We start from the raw sequence: 21,344 nt of genomic DNA, 5'->3' as shown, positions 1-21,344 counted from the left end.
GTTTGAAACTCTGAAGGGGTTGTAGAATTAGAAAATACTGAAAATAAAAAAATGAAAGTAGATATTTGGAGTGACACACGTTGTCCGTTTTGTTTCATCGGAAAAAGAAATTTTGAGAAAGCACTTCAGACATTTTCTCAGAATGATAAAGTCGAGGTCAATTGGCATTCGTTCCAACTCGACCCCAATATGAAAACCGATTTGGCCAAAAATCATTACGAATATCTATCTGAAGTGAAAGGTTTTCCGATGGCTCAAATTATGCAAATGCACGAAAACCTGATCCAATCAGGGAAAAATGCTGGGATTGATTTTAATTTTGATGACGTGAAGGTTTCTAATTCTTTCAAAAGTCAAATGTTGGTTCAAATCGCGAAAGAAAAAGGAAAAGCGAATGAAATGGAAGAACTTCTTTTTGAAGCTTATTTCAAATCAGGAAAAGATATTGATGATGTTGAAGTGCTTTCAGAAATTGGAGAAAAATTGGGATTTCCAAAAGAAGAAATCCAAGACGCTGTACAATCTCCGGAGTTGGCAAAGTTGGTAAAGAATGATATTTTCGCCGCCAATTCCTTAGGGATAAAAGGTGTTCCATTTTTTGTTTTTAATGAAAAATATGGCGTTTCCGGTGCTCAACCTATCGACCTTTTTTCCGAAGTTTTGGAAAAAAGCTGGTCAGAATTTTCTGAAAACGATTCCAAATTAAAAATTATCGAAGAAGGTGATTCCTGTAAAATTGATGGAAATTGCTAAAACAAAGAACACGAATCTTAATGAGTAAAGAAAATTCATTAATCCTTTTAGCTTTAATTTTATTACCGATTTTTGTTCTGGCAAATGCAGGCTCACCAATGATGTGGTTTGGATTCTTACATTTAATTTGGATAAACGCCATAATTGGAATTTATGAAAGTAAAACATTGACTTCTAAGTTCCATGTTTTAAATAGAAAATGGCTCATTGTTCTTGCGAATTATATTTCAATGTTTGTTGGATTATATCGCTCCACATTTTTCTGAGCTTAGTGGAAATACTGATTTTTGGGGAGGAAAAACAAGATTAGGAGAATATGAATTAAAAGGTTTTGTAGTTGGAATGTTTGTTTCTTTTCTTGCTACTTTAATAATCGAATTTCCATTTTACTTACTCGCATTAAAACAGAAAATGAGAGGCTGGAATTTACTTAGACCTTTCATATTTGTAAACTTAACAACCAATTTAATAATGTTTATTATTTATTTCTTAATTGTATCCTTCGGAGCAAAATGGAAATAAATAAATTCTTAGCTTTACTATTAAATTAGCAAATTACGACAGTAAATTGTAATTCGTAAAAGATTTAAAACTAAAAAACACAAATGAAAATCGCAGTTTTAGGAGCAGGAAATATGGGCATTTCGTTTTCGAGATCGTTCTTGAAATATGAATTGATAAAACCGCAAAACCTCCATCTCATCACACGAAATGAAAGTAAAAAATCCAAACTAAAAGAATCTTTTCCCGACTCAGCAATCTCAACGTTTGAGGAAATCAAAAATCTGGAAGCTGATTTAATCATCATCGCTGTGAAGCCTCAGGATTTCACTTTCGTTGCGGAAAATCTGCCTTTCAAAATTTCAGAAAAATCTTTGGTCTTGTCGATAATGGCAGGAATTTCCATAGAGAAAATCCAGAAACTTTTGAATCATAAATTCGTGGTTCGCGCAATGCCAAATTCCCCTACGCTTCTGGGAATGGGAATCACGGGTTATACAGCGGCAGACGGAATTTATTTTTCAGAATTAATGAATGTCGAGCGATTATTGAATTCCACTGGACGCTCTGTTTATTTGGAAGACGAAAGTCTTCTGGACGGCGTAACGGCACTTTCAGGAAGTGGCCCAGCATATTTCTATTACATCATCGATGCGATGATAAAAGCCGGAACCGAAATGGGAATCGATGAAAATCTTTCGAAACTTTTCGTGAAACAAACGATGTTAGGCGCTTATCACCTCATCAATAATTCGGACAGATCTCTGGAAGAATTAATCAAAGATGTCGCGTCAAAAGGTGGAACAACAGAAGCGGCTTTGAAAACTTTTGATGAAAATCAATTAAAATCTATTTTACAAAAAGGAATATTGGCGGCGGAAAATCGTGCTAAGGAATTGAATAAGTAATTTGAGTTGGAGAGTAGAGAGTCGGAGAATTTGAGGGTGTCAGGCTGAGGCTCTCGCAGCGCAAAATTTGTAAAACCAAAATCCTATTACTACACCAATCGTATTTAAAATAATATCATCAATATCGAATACGCCAAGTCTGGTGAAATACTGAAGACTTTCGATGATGATAATTCCGGAAAGAAAGTTGATCATTAAAGTTTTAAAATCATTGAGATTCGGAAAGCCAATTCCTAAAAAGCCGAAAGGTGTGAACATGATGATGTTCCCGAAAACATTGATAACAATCGTTTTCCACAGAATCGTTTCCTTCACAAAACTAAAGGTTGAAATCAGCGGTGAAAGCCTTACAATATTAATATCGTACTGACTTCTCCCGAATCCGAAAAACATCAGATACAAAAGAAAAATCGTGTAAAACGGAATAAAGATCCTGTAAAACTTCCTGAATATTTTCCAATATTTTTCTCTCATTAAACCAATTAATTATAAAAAAGCTGTACAAATATAGCTTGATAATCTGTATTAATTTTCTTATATTCGTTTAGAGATAAAGCCAACCGATGATCTACGATTTAGAGAAAGAAAACAAGGAAATCCTTGCCCGATATAAAGACCTTATCAACAACACCTACCGGACGTTGGATGAGGAACAGAATAAGCTGATCCGAAAGGCTTTTGACATTGCTTTGGATGCGCACAAAGACCAGCGCAGAAAAACTGGCGAGCCGTACATCTACCATCCGATAGAAGTTGCAAAGATCGTAGCCAATGAAGTTGGTCTGGGTGCGACAAGCATTGCCTGCGCCCTACTCCACGACGTGATCGAAGATTCTGAATATACTTATGAGGATCTGGAAAAGATATTCGGGAAAACCATTGCAGACATCGTAAGTGGACTGACGAAGATCTCGGTGATGAACCAGCAGAATATCTCTGTTCAATCCGAAAATTACAGAAAATTACTCCTAACGCTTTCTGAAGATTTCCGTGTGATCCTGATCAAGATCGCAGACAGGCTTCACAATATGCGAACGTTGGACAGCATGCATCCTGTGAAGCAGAAAAAGATCGCTTCGGAAACAGCCTACATCTACGCACCACTGGCGCACAGATTCGGACTTTATTCCATCAAGTCCGAGCTCGAGGACCTTTCTCTGAAATATAATAATCCCGACGTTTACCAAGAGATCCTTGGTAAATTGGAAACAGCAAAAGAAGGTCGTGAAAAATATGTTGAGGAATTCACCAAAGAAGTGTCTGAACAATTGCAGGAGGAAAATCTCAACTTCACGATCAAAGGACGTGCAAAAGCCATCAGCTCCATCTATCGGAAAATGCAGAAGCAGAACGTAACCTTTGAGGAAGTTTATGATAATTACGCCATTCGAATTATTTATAAATCCGATCCAAGAAATGAAAAATTCCTGGCCTGGAAAATTTACTCAATTGTAACCGACCTGTATCAAAGCAATCCTTCGCGAATGCGCGACTGGATCTCGCAACCAAGATCGACAGGCTACGAAAGTCTCCACTTGACCGTAATGGGTCCTGACAAAAAATGGATCGAAGTGCAGATCCGCTCCGAAAGGATGAATGAGATCGCAGAAAAAGGCGTTGCAGCGCATTACAAATACAAAGAAGGCTATCGTAAAAACACCGATGATCAGAGATTTGAAAATTGGGTAACGGAGATCCGCGATGTTTTGGAACAACAACAAAACCTTTCCACATCCGAACTTCTTGATAATATCAAATTAAATCTCTACTCCAAAGAAGTTTTCGTCTTCACCCCAAAAGGTGAGATCAAAATCCTTCCAACAGGAGCAACAGCGTTAGATTTTGCATTCTCGGTTCACTCTGATCTAGGAACAAAATGTCTTGGCGCAAAGATCAATGGTAAATTGGTTCCAATCAGTTATGTACTGCAAAACGGAGATCAGATCGATATCCTTTCTTCTCAAAACCAAAAGCCAAAACCGGATTGGCTGGATTTTGTAGTGACTTCCAAAGCCAAATCGAAGATCAAGAATATCCTTAATTCTGAAAAGAACATCAATACCTCCGAAGGAAAGGAAATTCTGCAGAGAAAAATGCGCCACGCCAAACTGAATTTTTCTGACGAAGAGATCAATGGTCTGCAAAAATCCTTGAACCTGAAAACGTCCCAAGACCTTTTCTTAGGTTTTCAGAACGGAACATTCGACATTGGCGACATCAAACGATACGCGGACGGAAAAAGCATTCTCAGCAACCTTTTCCAGCGCTTTAGAAAGACTTCCAACAAAGAAGATTTCATAGAAAAGGTAGATTCTAATCTGGACATGATCGTCTTTGGGAAAGATGAGGAAAAACTGAATTACTCCTTTGCAAAATGTTGTACGGTGATTCCAGGCGACAAGATCTTTGGATTCATCACCATTTCCGACGGGATCAAGATCCATAATGACAGCTGCCCGAATGCCATCAATCTGAGAGCAAACTACGATTACAGAGTTTTGCAGGCGAAGTGGGTGAATGCAGAAAGCTTCAAAAACAGGATCAAGATCGAGATCGAAGGTCTGGACAGAATAGGAATGATCAATGACATCACAGCGGTCATCTCTGGCTCTATGAACATGGATATGAAAAGCATGAGCATCTCCTCCAACGATGGGATCTTCACCGGAAATATCAATCTGGAAGTCAAGAACAAAAGCCAACTGGAGGAAACATTCAAACAACTGAAAGGAATTAATGGCGTTTCAAAAGTGAAACGAACGTAATGATCTTATCAAAATACTTTCAGCAATTTTTTCACAACAGCAAAAGTTCAGGAATCGTCTTGATCACTTTTGTCGTGATCTCCTTACTGATTGCTAATAGTTCTTTGTCTGATAGTTTTCAGGGTTTATTGGATTCGAAGTTTGGTATTAAGGTCTTTCATCTTAACTATTCGGTTTCCGTTTGGGTGAATGATGGATTGATGGCGATTTTCTTTCTTTTGGTGGGTTTGGAAATCAAAAGGGAATTGCTGGAAGGCGAATTGTCTGACATCAAAAAAGCGAGTCTTCCGATTTTTGCGGCCGTTGGTGGAATGCTGATTCCTGCTCTGATCTACTTTAGCTTAAATCACAATACAGATTATAAAAACGGTTGGGCAATTCCCATGGCGACGGATATTGCGTTTTCTTTGGCCATCATTTCTTTGCTTGGAAAAAGCGTTCCAAATTCTCTCAAAATATTTCTAAGCGCTTTGGCAATTGTGGATGATCTGGGAGCCATCATTGTCATCGCATTATTTTACACAGCTCAAATCGATTGGATATCTTTGGGAATTTGCGCAGGCATCACCGCCTTATTAATTATTTTTAATAGAGCTGGCGTCAAAAATTTGACTTTCTATTTGATTCCGGGTTTGTTTCTTTGGTATTTTATGCACCATTCCGGCATTCATGCGACGATTGCGGGCGTGATCTTGGCCTTCACCATTCCGACCAATAGTTCTGAAACTGAGATTTCACCTTTAGAAAAATTAGAGGGCAAACTTCATATTCCCGTTAGTTTTGTGATCATGCCATTATTTGCGCTGGCAAACACGAATATCACCTTTCAAAAAGAAGTTTTCGAAGGTTTCATCAATCCTTTGAGTTTGGGAATTATTGGTGGATTATTTGTAGGTAAAGTGGTAGGGATCAATCTATTTTCTTGGTTATCGATAAAAATGAAGTGGGCAGAATTACCAGCTTTCTCGGGCTGGAAAGCTATGATCGGTGTAGGATTTTTGGCGGGAATAGGTTTTACAATGTCCATCTTTGTTTCGCTTTTGGCCTTTCCAGATGAAGTTGAGATCCAGAACATTTCGAAGATCAGTATTTTGATTGCTTCTGTTCTATCTGGAATTACAGGATATCTTTTATTAAAATCCAATAAAAAACCTTTCAGTGTTTAGTTGAAAGGTTTGTCATTATTAATCTCTTTTAGAAGCATTTTTCTTTTCTCTTTTGGCTTCTTTTTTTTCTTTTGCTGTTTTCAAAGGCTCTTTTTTCACAGCCTTTTTTACGTCTTGACCTTTTGCCATTTTATTATATTTTAATGTTGGTTGCTTTTTAACTATTGTAAATATAATGATTTTGGCTAATTATTTCATTTAATAATGATTTAATTTATTTCGTTAATGGTCCTCATCTCATCGCGAACGATCTTTTCCAGCTTCACTTTTTTGATAGCGAGATTGAGTTCATTTCCCATCAAAACCAAAAACACATTCACGTTTACCCAGACCATGACCAAAATAATGGATCCGATGGAACCATAAAGGACGTTATATCTCGCAATATTCGCTACATAGATGGCAAAGAAATAGGTTAAAAGAACAAAGAGGACAGTCGTTAAGATCGCGCCTGGAAAAGCCTCACGAATCCGTGTGATCTTCAGACAGCCGACCCAATAGAACAAAGTCAACAAAACAAAATAGAATATCGGAAACGATACAAAACTGATGATTTTCGTTAAATTTTTGGTAAACCACGTGACGTCGTATGTTGGTGTGTAGAGCTTCAAAACAACCTCACTGTAGTAAATTCCGAAAATCGAAAGACAAACCAAGGTCAGGAAACAGATTGTCACGAGCATCGCCAAAAGGTATTCTTTGACAAAGGTTCTCGAGAGTTCCGTATTTCGATTAAATCCATTGATCAAGGTAAAACAACCATTTGTCGCAAAAACGAAAGATAATAAGATCGTCAAGTTGCTGATTGATTTCATATTCGGAATGATGCTTTCTTGGATGTAGGATGTAACGTCGCTTTGCATGTGGGACGGAAAAACCCTCGGCATCAAAACTTCGAAGATGTAGAACTGAAGTTTGTCGTAATGTGGCATAAATGGTAGCACCGACAGAAAGAACAGGATCATCGGAAAAAGACTTAGGAAAAAGTTCCACGAAATACTCGCGGCCTGTCTGCCCAAAGGATTTTTGAAGATCGCATCCGAGTATATCGAAAACATCTTCCACAGAGAGATTCCCAAAACCGGAATATGGATCCCTTCGAAAAAGTTTTTGATATTCAGGAAAAAACGCTGTATTTTTTTTGCCATTCAGTTATCTTTGCCGCACAAATATAGTGAATGCGTATTAATTTGATCTGCATCGGGAAGACGGATGACAAAGAAATCATCTCTCTCATCAAATATTATCTTCCCAGAATCCCGAAACATTGGAATTTTGACCTCATCGAAATACCTGATATCAAGAATGCTAAAAACCTGACTCCTGACCAACTGAAGAAAGAAGAGGCCAAATTGTTCCTGAATCAAATAGAATCCAATGAACTTGTGATTCTTCTGGATGAGAAGGGAAAACAGTTCACAAGTCGTGAATTCTCGGAAAAAATAGATTTTTGGATGGGAAGTTCTGTGAAGAAGATCAATTTCCTGGTTGGTGGCGCGTATGGTTTTTCGGAAGAGATCTATCAGCGTTCGAATGAAAAAATCTCCTTATCAAAAATGACCTTCACGCATCAAATGATCCGCTTATTTTTCGTGGAACAGATCTACCGAGCAGCTACGATCTTGCAAGGAAAACCTTATCATAACGATTAGTTGATAGTTGATAGTTGATAGTTGATAGTTGATAGTTGATAGTTGATAGTTGATAGTTGCAAAATTAATTCTTGATTCTTAAATCCTGGATCTTAATTTGAATACCGAATTGCCAATAGCCCCGATAGGAACGGCATCCTTTTTTGTCTTAGTGCAAATGTTCTATTGTTTACGAAACGTCGAGGACAAAAAAGATATAGTGGATAGCGGGAAATAGCTCCAAAAGAATAGCTAAGCCATGTTTCTGTTCACCACTTTCCTGGCAAGATTCGCCAAAACACCGCCAAGCAAAAATCCAACGGCAGCACCAAACGCAATGTCAAAAGGAAAATGAACGCCGAGATAGATTCGGCTGTAAGAAACGATACTCGCCCAAACGAATAAAATGTAAGGCAGATATTTGTACTTCTTTCCAATCAGGATCGTGAGAAAACTGAATAGGAAAAATGAATTGGAAGCGTGTGAAGAATAGAATCCGTAATTGCCGCCACAAATCACCAGACGCATCTGCGAAATCAAAGAATCTGTGTGGCAAGGTCTGTATCTCGCAATCCCGTGCTTAAAAATCCCAGCCAACTGGTCAGAAATTGTAATTCCGATGGTGATAAAAATTAAAATGAAAAGTAATTTCTTAAGCGGAAAACTCTTGTAAAGCAAATAAAGTAAAATGGCGTAAAACGGGATCCAGAACCATTTTCCGGTAACGGTCAACCAAAATGGATCAAAGGCAGAATTGCCCAATCCATTGAGGAAAAGAAGAAGTTCTTGGTCTTTTTCAATCAATCCGTTCATAAAAATTATCGGCTTACAGGTCCTTCGTGGGAATCGTCTTCGGAAAGGTCGATCTTTTTAGGTGTTTCTTCGTTGATGAAGGTTTCGGTCTTTCTATCGGCCAAAGGATTGTAATCCTGTGCGGACTGCTTCACTTTGTCGATCTCTTTTTTGATCTCGGAAACAGGATTGTCTGCTTCCTTCATGATCTCGGTTTTGATATCGTCTACGGCACCTCGCATCTTACGCACACCTTCGCCCAGACCTCTTGCGATTTCGGGTAATTTGTCGGGACCAAATAAAACAACGATCGCCAAAGCGATCATCAGCATTTCACCAATACTCAATTCCATGTGACAAAATTAAGCAAAGATTTAGAAAAGAGATATACAGATCATTATTAAATTTATTATAAAATTGATAAAAAGAGATTTGTCATCTTCTCTCTCAGGAGATTTTGGACATTTTATCGTAAATTTGTGACCAGTAAGAGTTTAGGGAAATGAAAAGACAAAAAGTACAGGCGCACAATTATTTCAAATTGATCACATCATCATTATTCATCGCAATCATTGCTTCTTTTCTAGCGCTTTCTCTTAAAAAGATCACAGAATTTTGCCAGGAACATCTCTTCGAATTTGCGGAGAAAAACAATTCCTATCTTTTCATCATTCTTCCTACCATCGGGATCACCGCCATTTATTTTTTAAGAAAATACCTTTTCAAAAACAGAAAGAACAAAGGCATTACAGAGATCTACAAAACGGTGGATCAGCGGAAAGACCATCTGCCTTTCTTCAAAATTCCATCGCACTACTTCAATGGATTTTTGACCGTCATTTTCGGTGGGTCAACAGGCATCGAGGTTTCAACAGTTGTAGCGACGGCGACTGTGGGGAATTCGGTTTATGAGAAAGAGTTTGCCGCGAATGTCTATAAGTTGGAACTGATCTGTGCTGGTGTCGTGGCTGGTGTTGGTGTGCTTTTCGGAAATCCATTGGTCGGTTTTCTGTTTGCTTTGGAAGTGATCGCTAGGAAATTCAGTAAGACCTTGTTCATCAGTTGTTCTGCTTCGGCCTTGTTGTCGTGGCTGTTCCTATACTTTTTCCCTTCCACTTCTTTGATCAGTTTACCAGTTACAGAGTGGCATTGGGTAGCGATTCCATTTATGGTCGTTCTAAGTTTACTCAGCGGAACTTTGTCGGTCTATTTCACGTTCTTGGTCATCAAGATGAAGGAATTCTTTTCTGGGATCAACAACAATTTTATCAGAGTCAATCTCGGTGCCTTGGCCGTTGGAACTTTGATCTGTATTTTCCCATTCCTGTACGGCGACAGTTATCATTCTTTGAATGAATTGATCGATCATCCACAAAGTTATTCACTGATGTTCCTTTTTGCTTTGATCTTGCTGAAGCCATTGGCCTCGTCTCTCACCTTAGGCGCTGGTGGCGACGGTGGTGTTTTTGCACCAAGTATTGTTGTAGGTGCCTACTTGGGATTGGCGTTTGCCATTGCGTGCAACACTTTTTTCGGAACGTCTTTGATTTTGATCAATTTTGTTTTGATAGGCATCGCCGCCACATTATCTGCCGCAATCTACGCGCCTTTCACCGCGCTGATCTTGACCTGCAGTTTGGTACCAAACGGATATGCTTTATTCTTTCCTATCTTATTGGGATGTATCCTCGCTCAGAAAACAGCTCAGAGAATTTTGCCTTACAACGTTTACACTTACGCTCCGAAAGCTTAAAATCTATTTTAAAAATCAAATCTCACAGATCCAGCAAATAAAGCAGATTTCTTTAAAAATCCGCAAAAACAATTCGATATGCAAGAGATTCATCTTTAAGATTTCTTCCCCTTAAAACTGATCAAAACAAAATAAATACTCACCGCAAACAGCAAGAATGCCAAAAAGAATGGCGCACCCGGAAACAAAAACGGTGCATACTTATGCGTGAAATAATAGAATAGATTCGTCATCAGCGGCGGACCGATGATGGAAGTGGCACTCATCAAACTGGTCAATGCCCCTTGCAGTTCGCCTTGTTCGTTGGACGGAATATTCTTGGTAATGATCGATTGCAACGCCGGGCCACAGATCCCACCCAAACAGTAAGGGATTGTGAAGACCAACATCATCCAACCTTCCGTCGCAAAGGCATACAACAGCATTCCAATCGCATAGAGCATCAAGCCGTAAAAGATACTTTTCTGATCACCGATCTTCGGATTGATCCACCGGATCAACAAACCTTGCACCAAACCTACCAACAGACCAACGACCCCAAGCGAGATCCCCACCATGCGCTCATCCCAATTAAATCGGTACATCGTGTAGAAACTCCAGTTGCTTTGCACCGCATGTCCGCCAATATAGATCAGGATCAAAGCCGTTGTAAGGGCTGAGATCTCGGGATGTTTTTTCAGGAATTTGAAAGACCCGATCGGGTTGGCGCGTTTCCAACTGAACTCCCGTCGGTTTTCTTTGCTGAGACTTTCTGGCAACACGAAGTAGCCATAGATAAAATTGATCATACACAAGACCGCCGCCGCATAGAACGGAACACGCGCGCCATAATGTCCCAAAACGCCACCCAACACGGGCCCGATGATAAACCCAAGACCAAACGCCGCCCCGATCATCCCGAAGTTCTTCGCACGGTCTTCGTCATTTGAGATATCTGCGATGTAAGCACTTGCCGTCGTGATACTTGCGCCAGTGATCCCTGCAATGATCCGCCCTACAAAAAGCCACCAGATACTCGGAGCCAAAGCCAGGAAAATATAATCGATGGAGAAGCCAAAAAGCGAAAGCAAGATCACAGGTCGGCGCCCATATTTGTCACTCAGATTTCCTACGAATGGCGAGAAAACAAACTGGATAAAGGCATAAGCAAAACTCAGCCAACCACCATATTTCGCTGCCTCGCTGATGTCTGCGTGGATCAGTTCTTCAATCAGTTTCGGCACTACGGGAATGATGATTCCCCAACCCGTAATATCTATCAGCAGCGTGATAAAGATGAAACCAATGGCAGCAGATTTTTGATTTGTTTTCATGTCTGCGAAGATAGTATTTTTTTGATTTTGGAATTTAGAATTTCGGTTGTTAAAAGCTTGGAAAATTGATTTAAAAGAAAATGACTAAATTACAACTATTAACCTTTAACTTATAAAGACCAATTATGAACATACCTTCGCCAGCAGATATACTTAATGCCATCAATGAATCTGGATATCTTTTCGAACAAGAAATTGGATCCATAATTGAGAAATTTGGATTTAACATTCAAACAAATTCTGCTTTTAAGGACATTGAGGAAGAAAAATCTAGAGAAATAGATGTAACTGGCTATAAAAGATTCTATTTTGATGAAGAAAACAAAATTTCAATTGGAATTAGAATATTGTGTGAATGCAAAAACAATAAAAATCCTTTTGTTTTTATAACTCGAAATAAAGGTAAAATTGATAATAGTTATTCTCCTCCAAATTTTCTTTACCCAAAGGATGAATATATGATTCCTACAGATGATGGACAGAACTCATTTTATAGAAGGGATGGATTCATCTACTATAATCTCAAAGAAATTTTCCCTTACAACTTAGATGATAGTAAAGCTGTGCAATTTTGTAAGCTCGTTCAAAAAAACAAAGAGTGGAATGCTTTTCACGATGGTATTTATGATTCTATTTTATTACCATTGAGTAAATGTTTGGAATACTATAAAAGTAAAGATAAAGCAATCAGAAGTGAAACCTGGAAAAACTATATTATTTACTTTCCCATAGTTGTACTAAATTCAAAAATTTTTTCCATAGACTCTCATATCGATATAAATAAGGTAAATGAAATAGGAAATATTTCATTTACACGAGAAATTGAATCGAAAAAACAAAATAATAAATATTTAATAGACTTTATTACTAAAGAAAATTTAGAAAGTTTCTTAGAAAATCATATTAATAATTTTGCTGAAAAATTTAAAGAATATATTGTGAGTAAATACGATAGCTAATAAAATATCCAACAGTGCTGCGAGCATCCCGCTTACAACAAATATAAAAAAATAGGCACCCACCCGTCTGTTTTTTATTAAATTTACCCAAACTAAAAACCACTCATGAAACTTAAAACCCTCCTACCCTTTTTTATCACGCTATTATTTTTGACCTCTTGCGATAGGATCATAGACAACTACTACGAGCAGCAAGCCCAAGAAAACTATACTTCTCCCTACATGGGAAAATGGGTCGGAAATTACACTGGACAAGGCAATGGAACACTAATTATTTCGGTTGCAAAAAGTGGCAGCATCACGGGCAATTATGGTCCAAACAACGATATGGTTCTCGGATTTGTATTAGATGACGGTGCTTTGACACCGGTCATTTCCGAAACACCTATTTTCACCATGTACGGAAGCCTCAACACCAAAAAAGGAACTTGGAAAAATGGCGATCTAACAGGCGATTGGACGCTTACCAAACAGTAATATTTTTCATTGATGCCAAACGCATCCACAAACGATAATCAAAAACAGACACCAACAATGTCTGTTTTTTTATTGAAATCATCAAAAGTATCAAATACACATTACGTCGCATTGCTGATCCAGTACAACAAACCATCGATTTACTTCGTCGGGTCTTTGATTCATTACAATGAGCTTTTGAAGGATTACGAAGTATCCGTGAATCATTACGATGAGCCATTGATTTATTACGACGAGCCGTTGAAGCATTACGATGAGGCGTTGATTCATTACGATGAGGCAAATTCACTATTAATGAATGAGTTACGTGTTTTTTCAAAATAAATTTCTACTGATTATCCTGATATAAGAATATTTTTTTATTTTAGAATCACAAACATCAAATGATCATATAATGAAAAAAGAACCTGTAATTCGGGAGTTCCATCTCACCGACGCCGTCCTGAAACAAAAAGCAGATGAATTTATCAACCTCTTGGACCGCGATATTGTAGAATTCACAGACCGGGGCTACTCGCCTGCCAAGAAAACAGAACTGACCAATGCCCGCAATGCCGTGGATGAGTTCCCATCCGATGAACAACTGGAAGCCATTAAAATAGACCTTACCGCGCAGAAAGATAATGCCCGCCGCGCATTGGAAAAAACGATGCGCACCATCCTGAACATGGCAGAGAATGTCTTTGGATTCACCAGTGCCAAGCACAAGGAGTTTGGTGCCTCGGATGTCAGCCGACAGCCAGATGCAGAGCTCGTCCGCAACGCCAGAATAATGATAGCCGCAGCAGACAAGTACCTGCGGGAATTGGAACCGGAAGGTCTTACGACGGCCAAAATCGATACGCTCACTTCGCAGCGCGAAACCCTGGACCTCGCCTTGGATGCGCAAGCCAAAGGCATCTCGGACCGGGATGTTGCCACGGAAGACCGCGTGGAAACCCTCAATACCCTCTACCGACTGCTGACCAAATATGCGGGCATCGGACAAGATATCTTCTACGAGGTCGACGAAGCGAAGTACAATGACTACATCATCTATGATACGCCAAGTGGTCTCCCAGAAGTTGTACCGCCACCTATTCAATAATAAAAGATTGGCTGATTTTGGTTTTCATTTAGTGTGTTTTTATGTGTCATAATGGTTCAGCCAATTTGGATCCTACAGATATTTTTCTGTAGGATTTTTTAATGGGTCTTCGGCTACGCTTAGACACCATTAAAAAAAGAATGATGGTTGATTAAAAAATGTGGTGTATGATATCTCGATTCCTTTGGAATGACAAAATGGTCTTCTAACTGAACACGCGCCCTCCGGTGGCTTCGGCTACGCTCAGGCGCCTGAATAAAAAAAGCCCTCAATCTCTTGAGGGCTTTTATAATATATTTTAAGGAAAATTACTCCACTATTTCAGCATTGCTGATAGAAGATTTTCCAGTGACCTTATCTTCTTTCTTCTTACCTCTAAGGAAGTCATAAGCCGTAGCTGATGCAATAAAGATAGATGAATAAGTACCGAATCCGATACCGATCAATAGACAGAACATGAAACCTCTCAAGTTGTCTCCACCGAAGATGAAGATCGCAAGGATCACCAAGATCGTTGTGAAAGAAGTGTTGAAGGTTCTACCAATCGTACTAGAGATAGAGTCATCGAATAATCCCGCAAGTGTAATTGCTTTTTTCTCACGTAGGTACTCTCTAATTCTATCGAAGATGATCACCGTATCATTGATGGAATATCCGATCACGGTAAGGATCGCCGCAATGAAATCCTGATTGATCTCCATGTTGAACGGCATTACTTTGTAGAACAATGAGTAAACCCCAAGGATCACTACCGCATCGTGGAATAGACCAGCCACCGCTCCAAGAGAGAACTGCCATTTGTCGAATCTTACCAAAATATAGATGAAAATCCCCAATAGTGATGCAGCTACTGCCAAGATCCCGTGGGTCTTGATGTCATCTGCCACTGTAGGTCCTACTTTGGTTGAGGAAACAATTCCTGCATGACCTTTGTCCGCTGATTTGAAATCTGCAATGGTCATCCCAGCAGGCAATTCAGATTTAAGACCTTCGTATATTTTTTGCTCTACGGTTTGATCCGCTGCCAAAGATTCGTCATCGATCAGATAATCGGTAGTGATCTTCAACTGAGAAGAATTACCGAAAGTTTTAGCTTCTACGATATTGTTTTGACCATCTGCGGTTTTCATCAGTTTACCAATGTTGGCTTCAACATTTTCCGCATCTACCGGCTTTTCGAATCTTACCACATAATTACGTCCACCTGTGAAGTCGATACCATATTTGAATCCGTTATAAGCGATGGAAGCAATAGAAATCACCATCAAGATGGCAGAGAAATAATAAGCATACTTTCTTTTCCCGATGAAATCGATCCAAGTGTTTCTGAAAAGATTCTTAGTTGGAGCAGTCCATACAGAAAGAGATTTCCCTTTCTCCAGTCTGCTGAAGATCATAACTCTAGACAACAATACAGAGGTGAACAATGTCATCACCAATCCGATCATCAACGTTACTGCAAACCCTTTGATAGGTCCCGTTCCGAAAACGTAAAGAATCAAAGCTGTAATGAAAGTCGTCGCGTGACCATCGATGATCGCAGAGATCGCATGTTTGAAACCATCTTTGTAAGCCTCAAGAATACTTTTCCCACGGAATAGTTCTTCTTTCGTTCTTTCGTAGATGATCACGTTCGCATCCACCGCCATTGCCATAGATAGTACAACCCCAGCGATACCAGGAAGAGTCAACGTTGCATCCAAAGAATCCATGATCCCAAAGATGTAGAACAAGTTGATCACCATCGCGATCACGGCATAAACACCAGCCCCACCGTAGTAGAAAATGATGTAAACAATGATCACTGCAAATGCAATAAGGAAAGACATCACCCCATCGTTGATAGACTCAGCTCCAAGAGATGGACCTACAACATCTGCCTGTACGATTTTCGCACCTGCAGGTAATTTACCAGCACCTAGAACATCTACTAGATCTTTAGCCTCCTCTTGTGTAAAGTTTCCAGAGATTTGCGTTCTACCGTCAGGGATCACGCTGTTTACAGAAGGCGCCGTGTAAACTCTGTTGTCCAAAGCTACCGCTACCACTTTTCCGTTGTTCTTCTCCGTCATGGTTTTCCAATCACGAGCACCTTGAGAATCCATCTGCATGTCTACAACGATACGACCCAACTGGTCATAGTTGATGTTTGCAGATTCTACCGCACCGTCAACTGGCGCATTCTGAGAGATGTTCCCACGGATCGCGTAAAGAACAAGACTGTTGGAAGTAGTAGATTCTGGTTTGTAACCCCACATGAACTGGGTGTATTTCAAGTTAACAGGTCTCGCTTTTGTAGCGATGGCACTGTTAAGTAATTTATTGACAACTGCTGTATCAGACAATTTTACATTTGCCACAGCATTTCCAGGCGTAGAATTCAACTGGATCAGGTTCATCAAGTTGGTTGTTTTTGCAACACCTATTGAATCCCCTTTTGTTTTAACCAATTGGTCTAGCTGAGAGAAATATGGAAGCACTTCCTGTCCCAACTGCACTTCCCAGAATTGAAGTTTTGCAGAGGTCTGAAGCATTTTTTTAACTTTATCGATATCTTTTGTACCAGGCATCTCTACCAAGATCCTTCCAGTTCCAGGAACTCTCTGAACGTTTGGTTGCGTTACACCCATTTTGTCGATACGTGTTCTAAGAACTTCAAAAGCAGTTCCGACAGATGCGTCGATCTTCTTTCTTACGATATTCTTCACCTGATCATCCGGCGTGTTGAATTTGATCTCAGAAAGATTGGTGTTTCCGAAGATCTCAGGATCTGCAAGTTTCAGGTTGGTCCCTTTTTCTTGATTGACAGCATCAAACTGTATGAAGAAATCCTCGATGTATTGTTTGCTCGAGTTTTTCTGCGCTTTGTCTGTTCTGTCAAGTGCTTCTATCAAAGTAGCATTTGTAGAGTAATTACTTAGATCATTCACCAAGTCTCTTTGGTTGATCTCTAGCAATACGTTGATACCACCTTTAAGGTCCAATCCGAGTTTCATTTCTTTCTGTTTTGCAGACGCATAATCCAGTTTTGTAAAACCTAGATTCAGGGTGTCTTTAGAAAGTCTTGCGAGCTCAGCATTGTATTTCACTGGATTTTCGCCGGCAATTGCTCTTGCTTCTTTTTCTACTTTGTTGGCATAGAAAGAAGGCAGAAGCTCATTAAGGCAAATTAATCCAAGAACGATGGCAACTAATGTAACGAGTCCTTTTCCTTGCATTTTCTTACGATATATATAAATTAAGTCGGCAAATATAATGATTTATAGCGGAAATAAGAATTTGAAAATGAGAAAAGTGCATTATAGTTTTTATATTGAAATTAATTCCCAATTTTCTTTGAAAAAACAAGGAAATAATCGGCATTTGTTGTTAATTAAATAATTATAAAATGGTAAGGCATATAATTTGGTAACATTATTAATAATCTCAAAAATAATCAGTTATGCGAAAATTACTACTTGTTCTTTCTTTTGCTTTTGCATCGGAAGTCTATTCACAGCAGATCATTCTGGAGGAGTTTGCGACAGCTTCCAATCCAGTGGAAATTACAGCTTCACCAACCAATGACAATCGATTATTCGTGGTGCAGCAATCCGGAACCGTCCGAATATTGAATACCAATGGAACATTTGAAGCGACAAATTTCCTAACCATTACAGACCGAGTGAACTTCAGTGGGGAAATGGGCTTATTAGGCTTAGCTTTTCATCCGGATTTTGCAACCAATCGCTACTTTTACGTTTATTACAACAGAGCTGGCAGAACCATCACGGTTTCTAGATTTACAGCCAACTCAGCCAATCCAAATACAGCCGATCCAGCATCAGAAAAAATCATGTTATCAATTCCAAAGAATAATACCAATCACAATGGTGGAAGTATTCATTTTGGAGCGGATGGTTTCCTATACATTTCGACCGGCGATGGTGGTGGTAGCGGCGATCCCGATAACAATGCACAAAATAAAAACTCTCTTTTGGGAAAACTACTTAGAATTGACGTTAATTCCACTGCCGCATACAGTATTCCATCTACCAATCCTTTCGTAGGCGTGGATGGTGCAGATGAAGTTTGGTCTTACGGCCTAAGAAACGGGTGGAAATATTCCTTTGACAGAACCACAAACAACATTTGGATTGCAGACGTTGGACAAAATCTAATCGAAGAGATCAACAGAGTTTCCGCAACCACGCCAGCCGTGAATTATGGTTGGAGATGTTACGAAGGAAATGCTGCCTATAATGCTGCTGGCTGCGCAAGTCAATCGACGATGACCTTCCCTGCTGTAACCTATGACCACTCTGGCGGAAAATGTTCTATCACAGGAGGCTACGTTTACAGAGGAGGTTTATATTCTGATCTGGCTGGGAAATATATTTTTGCAGATTACTGTTCTCAACAAATCGGAATCTTGGACAATACGACCATTACCTGGAGTTCTGCATTCTCTGGTAATAGTTTCACCACTTTTGGGGAAGACAACAGCAAACAACTCTATGTAGCGGCACAAAATGGAAAGATCTTTAAAATAAAAACGAACAGCTTGGCCGTAAATGATATTGATAAAAGTCCCATTCAAATCACACCGATTCCTGCAAAAGATTTTATTTACCTGAAAAACGTGATCGATAAAAATCTTTCCGTAGAAATTCTGGACCTTTCTGGAAGAGTCATTCTAAACACCAAAGTTGCTGAAAATGATAAAAGCATTGACGTGACTACTTTGAGATCCGGGGATTATATTTTGGTTTTGAAGAAAGATGATATCAAATTGATGAGTCAGAAAATCATTAAGGAATAGTGATCTAGTTTTTAGTTACTGAGTAATTAGTTATATAGTTTTCTATTAAAAAAGCCTTTCAGAGAAAATCTGAAAGGCTTTTTTATTATTTAAAATCGAATCTTATTTGGTCCAATTAACTCTCGTTGTTTTCACGTCGTGAGAATTGGTTCCGATCATGATATCGAAATCGCCGGATTCCCAGTCAAACTTCAAATCATTATTATAGAATTTGAGATCTTCTGGTGAGATCTTGAAAGTAACTTTTTTACTTTCTCCAGCTTTCAAATAAACTTTTTCGAAACCTTTCAATTCTTTAACTGGTCTTGTGATGCTTCCAACCACATCTCGGATGTAAAGCTGCACCACTTCCGCTCCATCATATTTCCCACTGTTGGTCAATGTTACAGAAGCTTCGACTGGTGTGTTTCCTGTTGGTTTTGCATTGCTCACAGAAACCTCAGAATATCCGAAAGTTGTGTAACTCAACCCAAATCCGAAAGGATAAAGTGGCGTTGTACATTCATCCAGATAATTGGATCGGAATTTCTCAAACGTACATTTTTCTGTATTTTCTACACTTAATGGTCGTCCTGTATTTTTCGCGTTGTAATAAAGTGGCACTTGCCCTACACTTCTTGGGAAGGTCATTGGCAATTTTGCGGAAGGATTCACTTTTCCGTAAAGAACGTCGGAAACAGCATATCCAGCCATACTTCCTGGGAACCAAACATTCAGGATAGCATCTGCCAATTCGGATTCTTCCGTCAAAACCAATGGTCGACCTGTGAATAGGACCACCACGATCGGTTTTCCAGTTTTCTTAAGCTCTCTCAAAAGTTCTTTCTGAGTTTCTGGAATTCCGATATCTGTTCTAGAGCTGGATTCACCACTCATCTCAGCACTTTCTCCGATTGTCAATACAATCACATCGGCTTGTTTTGCAATGGCCAATGCTTCTGTTCTGATTTGCTCAGCAGAACGACTGTCACGACCTGCAGTTTTGTCGAACATCGTCGCTTTTTTCTCCATCTCTTCGGACTCGTAGATGTTGCTTCCTTTTGCATAGATGAAATTCACGTCTTTCCCCACAGTTTCCTTCAAACCTCTTAAAACTGAAATTGAATTGGCGTGTTTTGCAGCCACACTCCAAGTTCCGGTCATGTTCACTGCATTGTCTGCCAATGGACCGATCACTGCAACAGTTCCTGATTTTTTAAGTGGAAGAATCTGTTTGTCGTTCTTCATCAAAACCATAGATTGAGACGAGATCGTTTTTGCAGCTTCCAAATGTTTTGGGCTGAAAACCTCTTTCTGTGCTCTTTTGGAATCTGTATATTTGTAAGGATCATCAAAAAGTCCCAGGTCATATTTTGATTCAAGGATTCTTCTTGTCGCTTCTGTTATGGTTTGCTCGGAAACCTTCCCTTCTGTAACAGATTGTTTCAAAGTTTTCAGAAACCCTTCACCTACCATATCCATGTCCACACCAGCATTCATTGCCAAAGCAGAAACTTGCTGAAGGTCACCCATTCCGTGTTCGATCATTTCATTGATGCCTGTGTAATCCGTCACCACAAAACCTTTGAAGTTCCATTGTTTTCTAAGGACATCGGTCATCAACCATTTGTTCCCCGTTGCAGGAATCCCGTCTACTTCATTGAAAGAAGCCATTACAGAAGCCGCTCCAGCGTCCACAGCTGCTTTGTAAGGTGGAAAATAAGTGTTGTACATCTGAACGTGGCTCATGTCCACCGTGTTGTAATCTCTACCAGCTTCTGCCGCGCCATAAAGTGCAAAGTGTTTCACACAAGCCAACATGGTATTTTTCTTGGAAAGGTCATCACCTTGGTAACCGTAAACCATTGCTTTGGCAATTTGGCTGCCTAAGTACGGATCTTCACCAGAACCTTCGGAAACCCTTCCCCATCTTGGATCTCTGGAAACATCCACCATTGGTGAGAATGTCCAGTTGATCCCATCCGCAGTCGATTCCTGAGCAGCGATCTGAGCTGACCTTTGGATCAGATCCATATCCCAAGAAGATGCAATCCCCAATGGAATCGGAAAAGTGGTCTCGTAACCGTGGATCACATCCATCCCGAAGATCATTGGAATCTTCAGTCGGCTTTTTTCAACAGCCACCTTTTGAACCGCACGAATCTTATCAACACCTTTGATATTGAAAAGTCCACCAACTAATCCTTGTTCTATTTTCTTTCCGATATCGGAATTCTGAGTTTGTCCGGTTGTAAAATCTCCTGAAGAAGGCAAGTTCAATTGACCGATCTTCTCATCCAAAGTCATTTTGGAAATCAAATTATCAACGAAAGCTTTTTTCTTGGATTGATAATTTGCGGATTGGTAAGACTGAACAGGTTTTGATATAATATCCTGCGCCAAAAAATACGGCGACAAGGCCAACGCAGCTAGAATTACAAACTTTTTCATTATTTCTA

The 21,344-nt window shown here is 39.5% G+C and carries 19 protein-coding genes; 12 read left to right on the top strand and 7 right to left on the bottom strand.

Annotation, left to right across the window (positions count from 1 at the left end):
* Positions 1–51 precede the first annotated feature (51 nt).
* The 3 genes from BMW39_RS02780 (at position 52) to proC (ending at position 2,162) form a co-directional block, all read left to right on the top strand.
* On the top strand, positions 52–753 hold the full coding sequence (locus tag BMW39_RS02780) for a DsbA family oxidoreductase (protein WP_034977001.1): 702 nt from the start codon (positions 52–54) through the stop codon (positions 751–753).
* 234 nt (positions 754–987) lie between these two features.
* Entirely contained in the window at positions 988–1,275 is a 288-nt protein-coding gene (locus tag BMW39_RS02775; RefSeq protein WP_131474340.1) for a hypothetical protein, read from the top strand.
* An 83-nt stretch (positions 1,276–1,358) separates the two neighbouring features.
* Positions 1,359–2,162: a pyrroline-5-carboxylate reductase gene (gene proC / locus BMW39_RS02770; protein WP_034976997.1), complete on the top strand. Its 804-nt coding sequence runs from the start codon at positions 1,359–1,361 to the stop codon at positions 2,160–2,162.
* A gap of 39 nt (positions 2,163–2,201) precedes the next feature.
* Here the strand turns inward: proC and BMW39_RS02765 are convergent, their stop codons facing one another.
* The gene (locus BMW39_RS02765; protein WP_175459319.1) at positions 2,202–2,636 is read right to left on the bottom strand and encodes a VanZ family protein; all 435 of its coding nucleotides are present in this window, start codon (positions 2,634–2,636) and stop codon (positions 2,202–2,204) included.
* An 89-nt stretch (positions 2,637–2,725) separates the two neighbouring features.
* Between BMW39_RS02765 and BMW39_RS02760 the strand changes: the two genes are divergently transcribed.
* Positions 2,726–4,927: a RelA/SpoT family protein gene (locus BMW39_RS02760; RefSeq protein WP_034976995.1), complete on the top strand. Its 2,202-nt coding sequence runs from the start codon at positions 2,726–2,728 to the stop codon at positions 4,925–4,927.
* Positions 4,927–6,093, top strand: coding sequence for a Na+/H+ antiporter NhaA (nhaA, locus tag BMW39_RS02755; RefSeq protein ID WP_034976994.1), 1,167 nt, complete (start codon positions 4,927–4,929; stop codon positions 6,091–6,093). The genes BMW39_RS02760 and nhaA overlap by 1 nt, the downstream gene beginning before the upstream one ends.
* A gap of 209 nt (positions 6,094–6,302) precedes the next feature.
* On the opposite strand, the gene BMW39_RS02750 is transcribed toward nhaA, so the two are convergent.
* Entirely contained in the window at positions 6,303–7,241 is a 939-nt protein-coding gene (locus BMW39_RS02750) for a YihY/virulence factor BrkB family protein (RefSeq protein ID WP_034976992.1), read from the bottom strand.
* 30 nt (positions 7,242–7,271) lie between these two features.
* Between BMW39_RS02750 and rlmH the strand changes: the two genes are divergently transcribed.
* The gene (gene rlmH / locus BMW39_RS02745) at positions 7,272–7,745 is read left to right on the top strand and encodes a 23S rRNA (pseudouridine(1915)-N(3))-methyltransferase RlmH (RefSeq protein WP_034976990.1); all 474 of its coding nucleotides are present in this window, start codon (positions 7,272–7,274) and stop codon (positions 7,743–7,745) included.
* A 231-nt stretch (positions 7,746–7,976) separates the two neighbouring features.
* On the opposite strand, the gene BMW39_RS02740 is transcribed toward rlmH, so the two are convergent.
* Complete coding sequence (locus BMW39_RS02740; RefSeq protein ID WP_034976989.1) at positions 7,977–8,537, bottom strand: phosphatase PAP2 family protein; 561 nt, start codon at positions 8,535–8,537, stop codon at positions 7,977–7,979.
* Positions 8,538–8,542: 5 nt separating this feature from the next.
* Complete coding sequence (locus BMW39_RS02735) at positions 8,543–8,869, bottom strand: Sec-independent protein translocase subunit TatA/TatB (RefSeq protein ID WP_034976987.1); 327 nt, start codon at positions 8,867–8,869, stop codon at positions 8,543–8,545.
* Positions 8,870–9,018: 149 nt separating this feature from the next.
* Here BMW39_RS02735 and BMW39_RS02730 point away from each other — a divergent pair, with 149 nt between their 5' ends.
* Entirely contained in the window at positions 9,019–10,269 is a 1,251-nt protein-coding gene (locus BMW39_RS02730; protein WP_034976986.1) for a chloride channel protein, read from the top strand.
* A 95-nt stretch (positions 10,270–10,364) separates the two neighbouring features.
* On the opposite strand, the gene BMW39_RS02725 is transcribed toward BMW39_RS02730, so the two are convergent.
* Positions 10,365–11,582, bottom strand: a complete 1,218-nt coding sequence (locus BMW39_RS02725; RefSeq protein WP_034976984.1) for a TCR/Tet family MFS transporter — start codon at positions 11,580–11,582, stop codon at positions 10,365–10,367.
* A 125-nt stretch (positions 11,583–11,707) separates the two neighbouring features.
* Here BMW39_RS02725 and BMW39_RS02720 point away from each other — a divergent pair, with 125 nt between their 5' ends.
* The 4 genes from BMW39_RS02720 (at position 11,708) to BMW39_RS02705 (ending at position 14,105) form a co-directional block, all read left to right on the top strand.
* Positions 11,708–12,541 carry a hypothetical protein gene (locus BMW39_RS02720; RefSeq protein ID WP_034976982.1) on the top strand — a complete coding sequence of 278 codons (834 nt, stop codon included), beginning with the start codon at positions 11,708–11,710 and terminating at the stop codon, positions 12,539–12,541.
* A 105-nt stretch (positions 12,542–12,646) separates the two neighbouring features.
* Positions 12,647–13,018 carry a hypothetical protein gene (locus tag BMW39_RS02715; RefSeq protein WP_034976980.1) on the top strand — a complete coding sequence of 124 codons (372 nt, stop codon included), beginning with the start codon at positions 12,647–12,649 and terminating at the stop codon, positions 13,016–13,018.
* 57 nt (positions 13,019–13,075) lie between these two features.
* Positions 13,076–13,342 carry a hypothetical protein gene (locus tag BMW39_RS02710; RefSeq protein WP_131474339.1) on the top strand — a complete coding sequence of 89 codons (267 nt, stop codon included), beginning with the start codon at positions 13,076–13,078 and terminating at the stop codon, positions 13,340–13,342.
* A gap of 70 nt (positions 13,343–13,412) precedes the next feature.
* The gene (locus BMW39_RS02705; RefSeq protein WP_034976976.1) at positions 13,413–14,105 is read left to right on the top strand and encodes a hypothetical protein; all 693 of its coding nucleotides are present in this window, start codon (positions 13,413–13,415) and stop codon (positions 14,103–14,105) included.
* Between the two features lie 308 nt (positions 14,106–14,413).
* Here the strand turns inward: BMW39_RS02705 and BMW39_RS02700 are convergent, their stop codons facing one another.
* Positions 14,414–17,323, bottom strand: a complete 2,910-nt coding sequence (locus BMW39_RS02700) for a protein translocase subunit SecDF (RefSeq protein WP_034976973.1) — start codon at positions 17,321–17,323, stop codon at positions 14,414–14,416.
* 224 nt (positions 17,324–17,547) lie between these two features.
* Here BMW39_RS02700 and BMW39_RS02695 point away from each other — a divergent pair, with 224 nt between their 5' ends.
* Entirely contained in the window at positions 17,548–18,906 is a 1,359-nt protein-coding gene (locus BMW39_RS02695; protein WP_034976972.1) for a PQQ-dependent sugar dehydrogenase, read from the top strand.
* A gap of 102 nt (positions 18,907–19,008) precedes the next feature.
* On the opposite strand, the gene bglX is transcribed toward BMW39_RS02695, so the two are convergent.
* Positions 19,009–21,336: a beta-glucosidase BglX gene (gene bglX, locus BMW39_RS02690; protein WP_034976970.1), complete on the bottom strand. Its 2,328-nt coding sequence runs from the start codon at positions 21,334–21,336 to the stop codon at positions 19,009–19,011.
* Positions 21,337–21,344 lie beyond the last annotated feature (8 nt).

This window comes from Epilithonimonas lactis (assembly GCF_900110605.1).
In the GTDB taxonomy this organism is placed as follows: Bacteria; Bacteroidota; Bacteroidia; order Flavobacteriales; family Weeksellaceae; genus Epilithonimonas; species Epilithonimonas lactis.
This window is presented reverse-complemented; position numbering and strand designations above follow the sequence as displayed.

Excerpts from the sequence above, each read along its gene's own strand:
- rlmH (WP_034976990.1), top strand. The coding sequence starts at position 7,272 with ATGCGTATTAATTTGATCTGCATCGGGAAGACGGATGACAAAGAAATC.
- BMW39_RS02720 (WP_034976982.1), top strand. The coding sequence starts at position 11,708 with ATGAACATACCTTCGCCAGCAGATATACTTAATGCCATCAATGAATCT.
- BMW39_RS02750 (WP_034976992.1), bottom strand. The coding sequence starts at position 7,241 with ATGGCAAAAAAAATACAGCGTTTTTTCCTGAATATCAAAAACTTTTTC.
- BMW39_RS02695 (WP_034976972.1), top strand. The coding sequence starts at position 17,548 with ATGCGAAAATTACTACTTGTTCTTTCTTTTGCTTTTGCATCGGAAGTC.
- BMW39_RS02705 (WP_034976976.1), top strand. The coding sequence starts at position 13,413 with ATGAAAAAAGAACCTGTAATTCGGGAGTTCCATCTCACCGACGCCGTC.
- BMW39_RS02780 (WP_034977001.1), top strand. The coding sequence starts at position 52 with ATGAAAGTAGATATTTGGAGTGACACACGTTGTCCGTTTTGTTTCATC.
- bglX (WP_034976970.1), bottom strand. The coding sequence starts at position 21,336 with ATGAAAAAGTTTGTAATTCTAGCTGCGTTGGCCTTGTCGCCGTATTTT.
- proC (WP_034976997.1), top strand. The coding sequence starts at position 1,359 with ATGAAAATCGCAGTTTTAGGAGCAGGAAATATGGGCATTTCGTTTTCG.
- BMW39_RS02715 (WP_034976980.1), top strand. The coding sequence starts at position 12,647 with ATGAAACTTAAAACCCTCCTACCCTTTTTTATCACGCTATTATTTTTG.
- BMW39_RS02760 (WP_034976995.1), top strand. The coding sequence starts at position 2,726 with ATGATCTACGATTTAGAGAAAGAAAACAAGGAAATCCTTGCCCGATAT.
- BMW39_RS02765 (WP_175459319.1), bottom strand. The coding sequence starts at position 2,636 with ATGAGAGAAAAATATTGGAAAATATTCAGGAAGTTTTACAGGATCTTT.
- BMW39_RS02725 (WP_034976984.1), bottom strand. The coding sequence starts at position 11,582 with ATGAAAACAAATCAAAAATCTGCTGCCATTGGTTTCATCTTTATCACG.
- BMW39_RS02730 (WP_034976986.1), top strand. The coding sequence starts at position 9,019 with ATGAAAAGACAAAAAGTACAGGCGCACAATTATTTCAAATTGATCACA.
- BMW39_RS02700 (WP_034976973.1), bottom strand. The coding sequence starts at position 17,323 with ATGCAAGGAAAAGGACTCGTTACATTAGTTGCCATCGTTCTTGGATTA.
- BMW39_RS02740 (WP_034976989.1), bottom strand. The coding sequence starts at position 8,537 with ATGAACGGATTGATTGAAAAAGACCAAGAACTTCTTCTTTTCCTCAAT.
- BMW39_RS02710 (WP_131474339.1), top strand. The coding sequence starts at position 13,076 with ATGTCTGTTTTTTTATTGAAATCATCAAAAGTATCAAATACACATTAC.
- nhaA (WP_034976994.1), top strand. The coding sequence starts at position 4,927 with ATGATCTTATCAAAATACTTTCAGCAATTTTTTCACAACAGCAAAAGT.
- BMW39_RS02735 (WP_034976987.1), bottom strand. The coding sequence starts at position 8,869 with ATGGAATTGAGTATTGGTGAAATGCTGATGATCGCTTTGGCGATCGTT.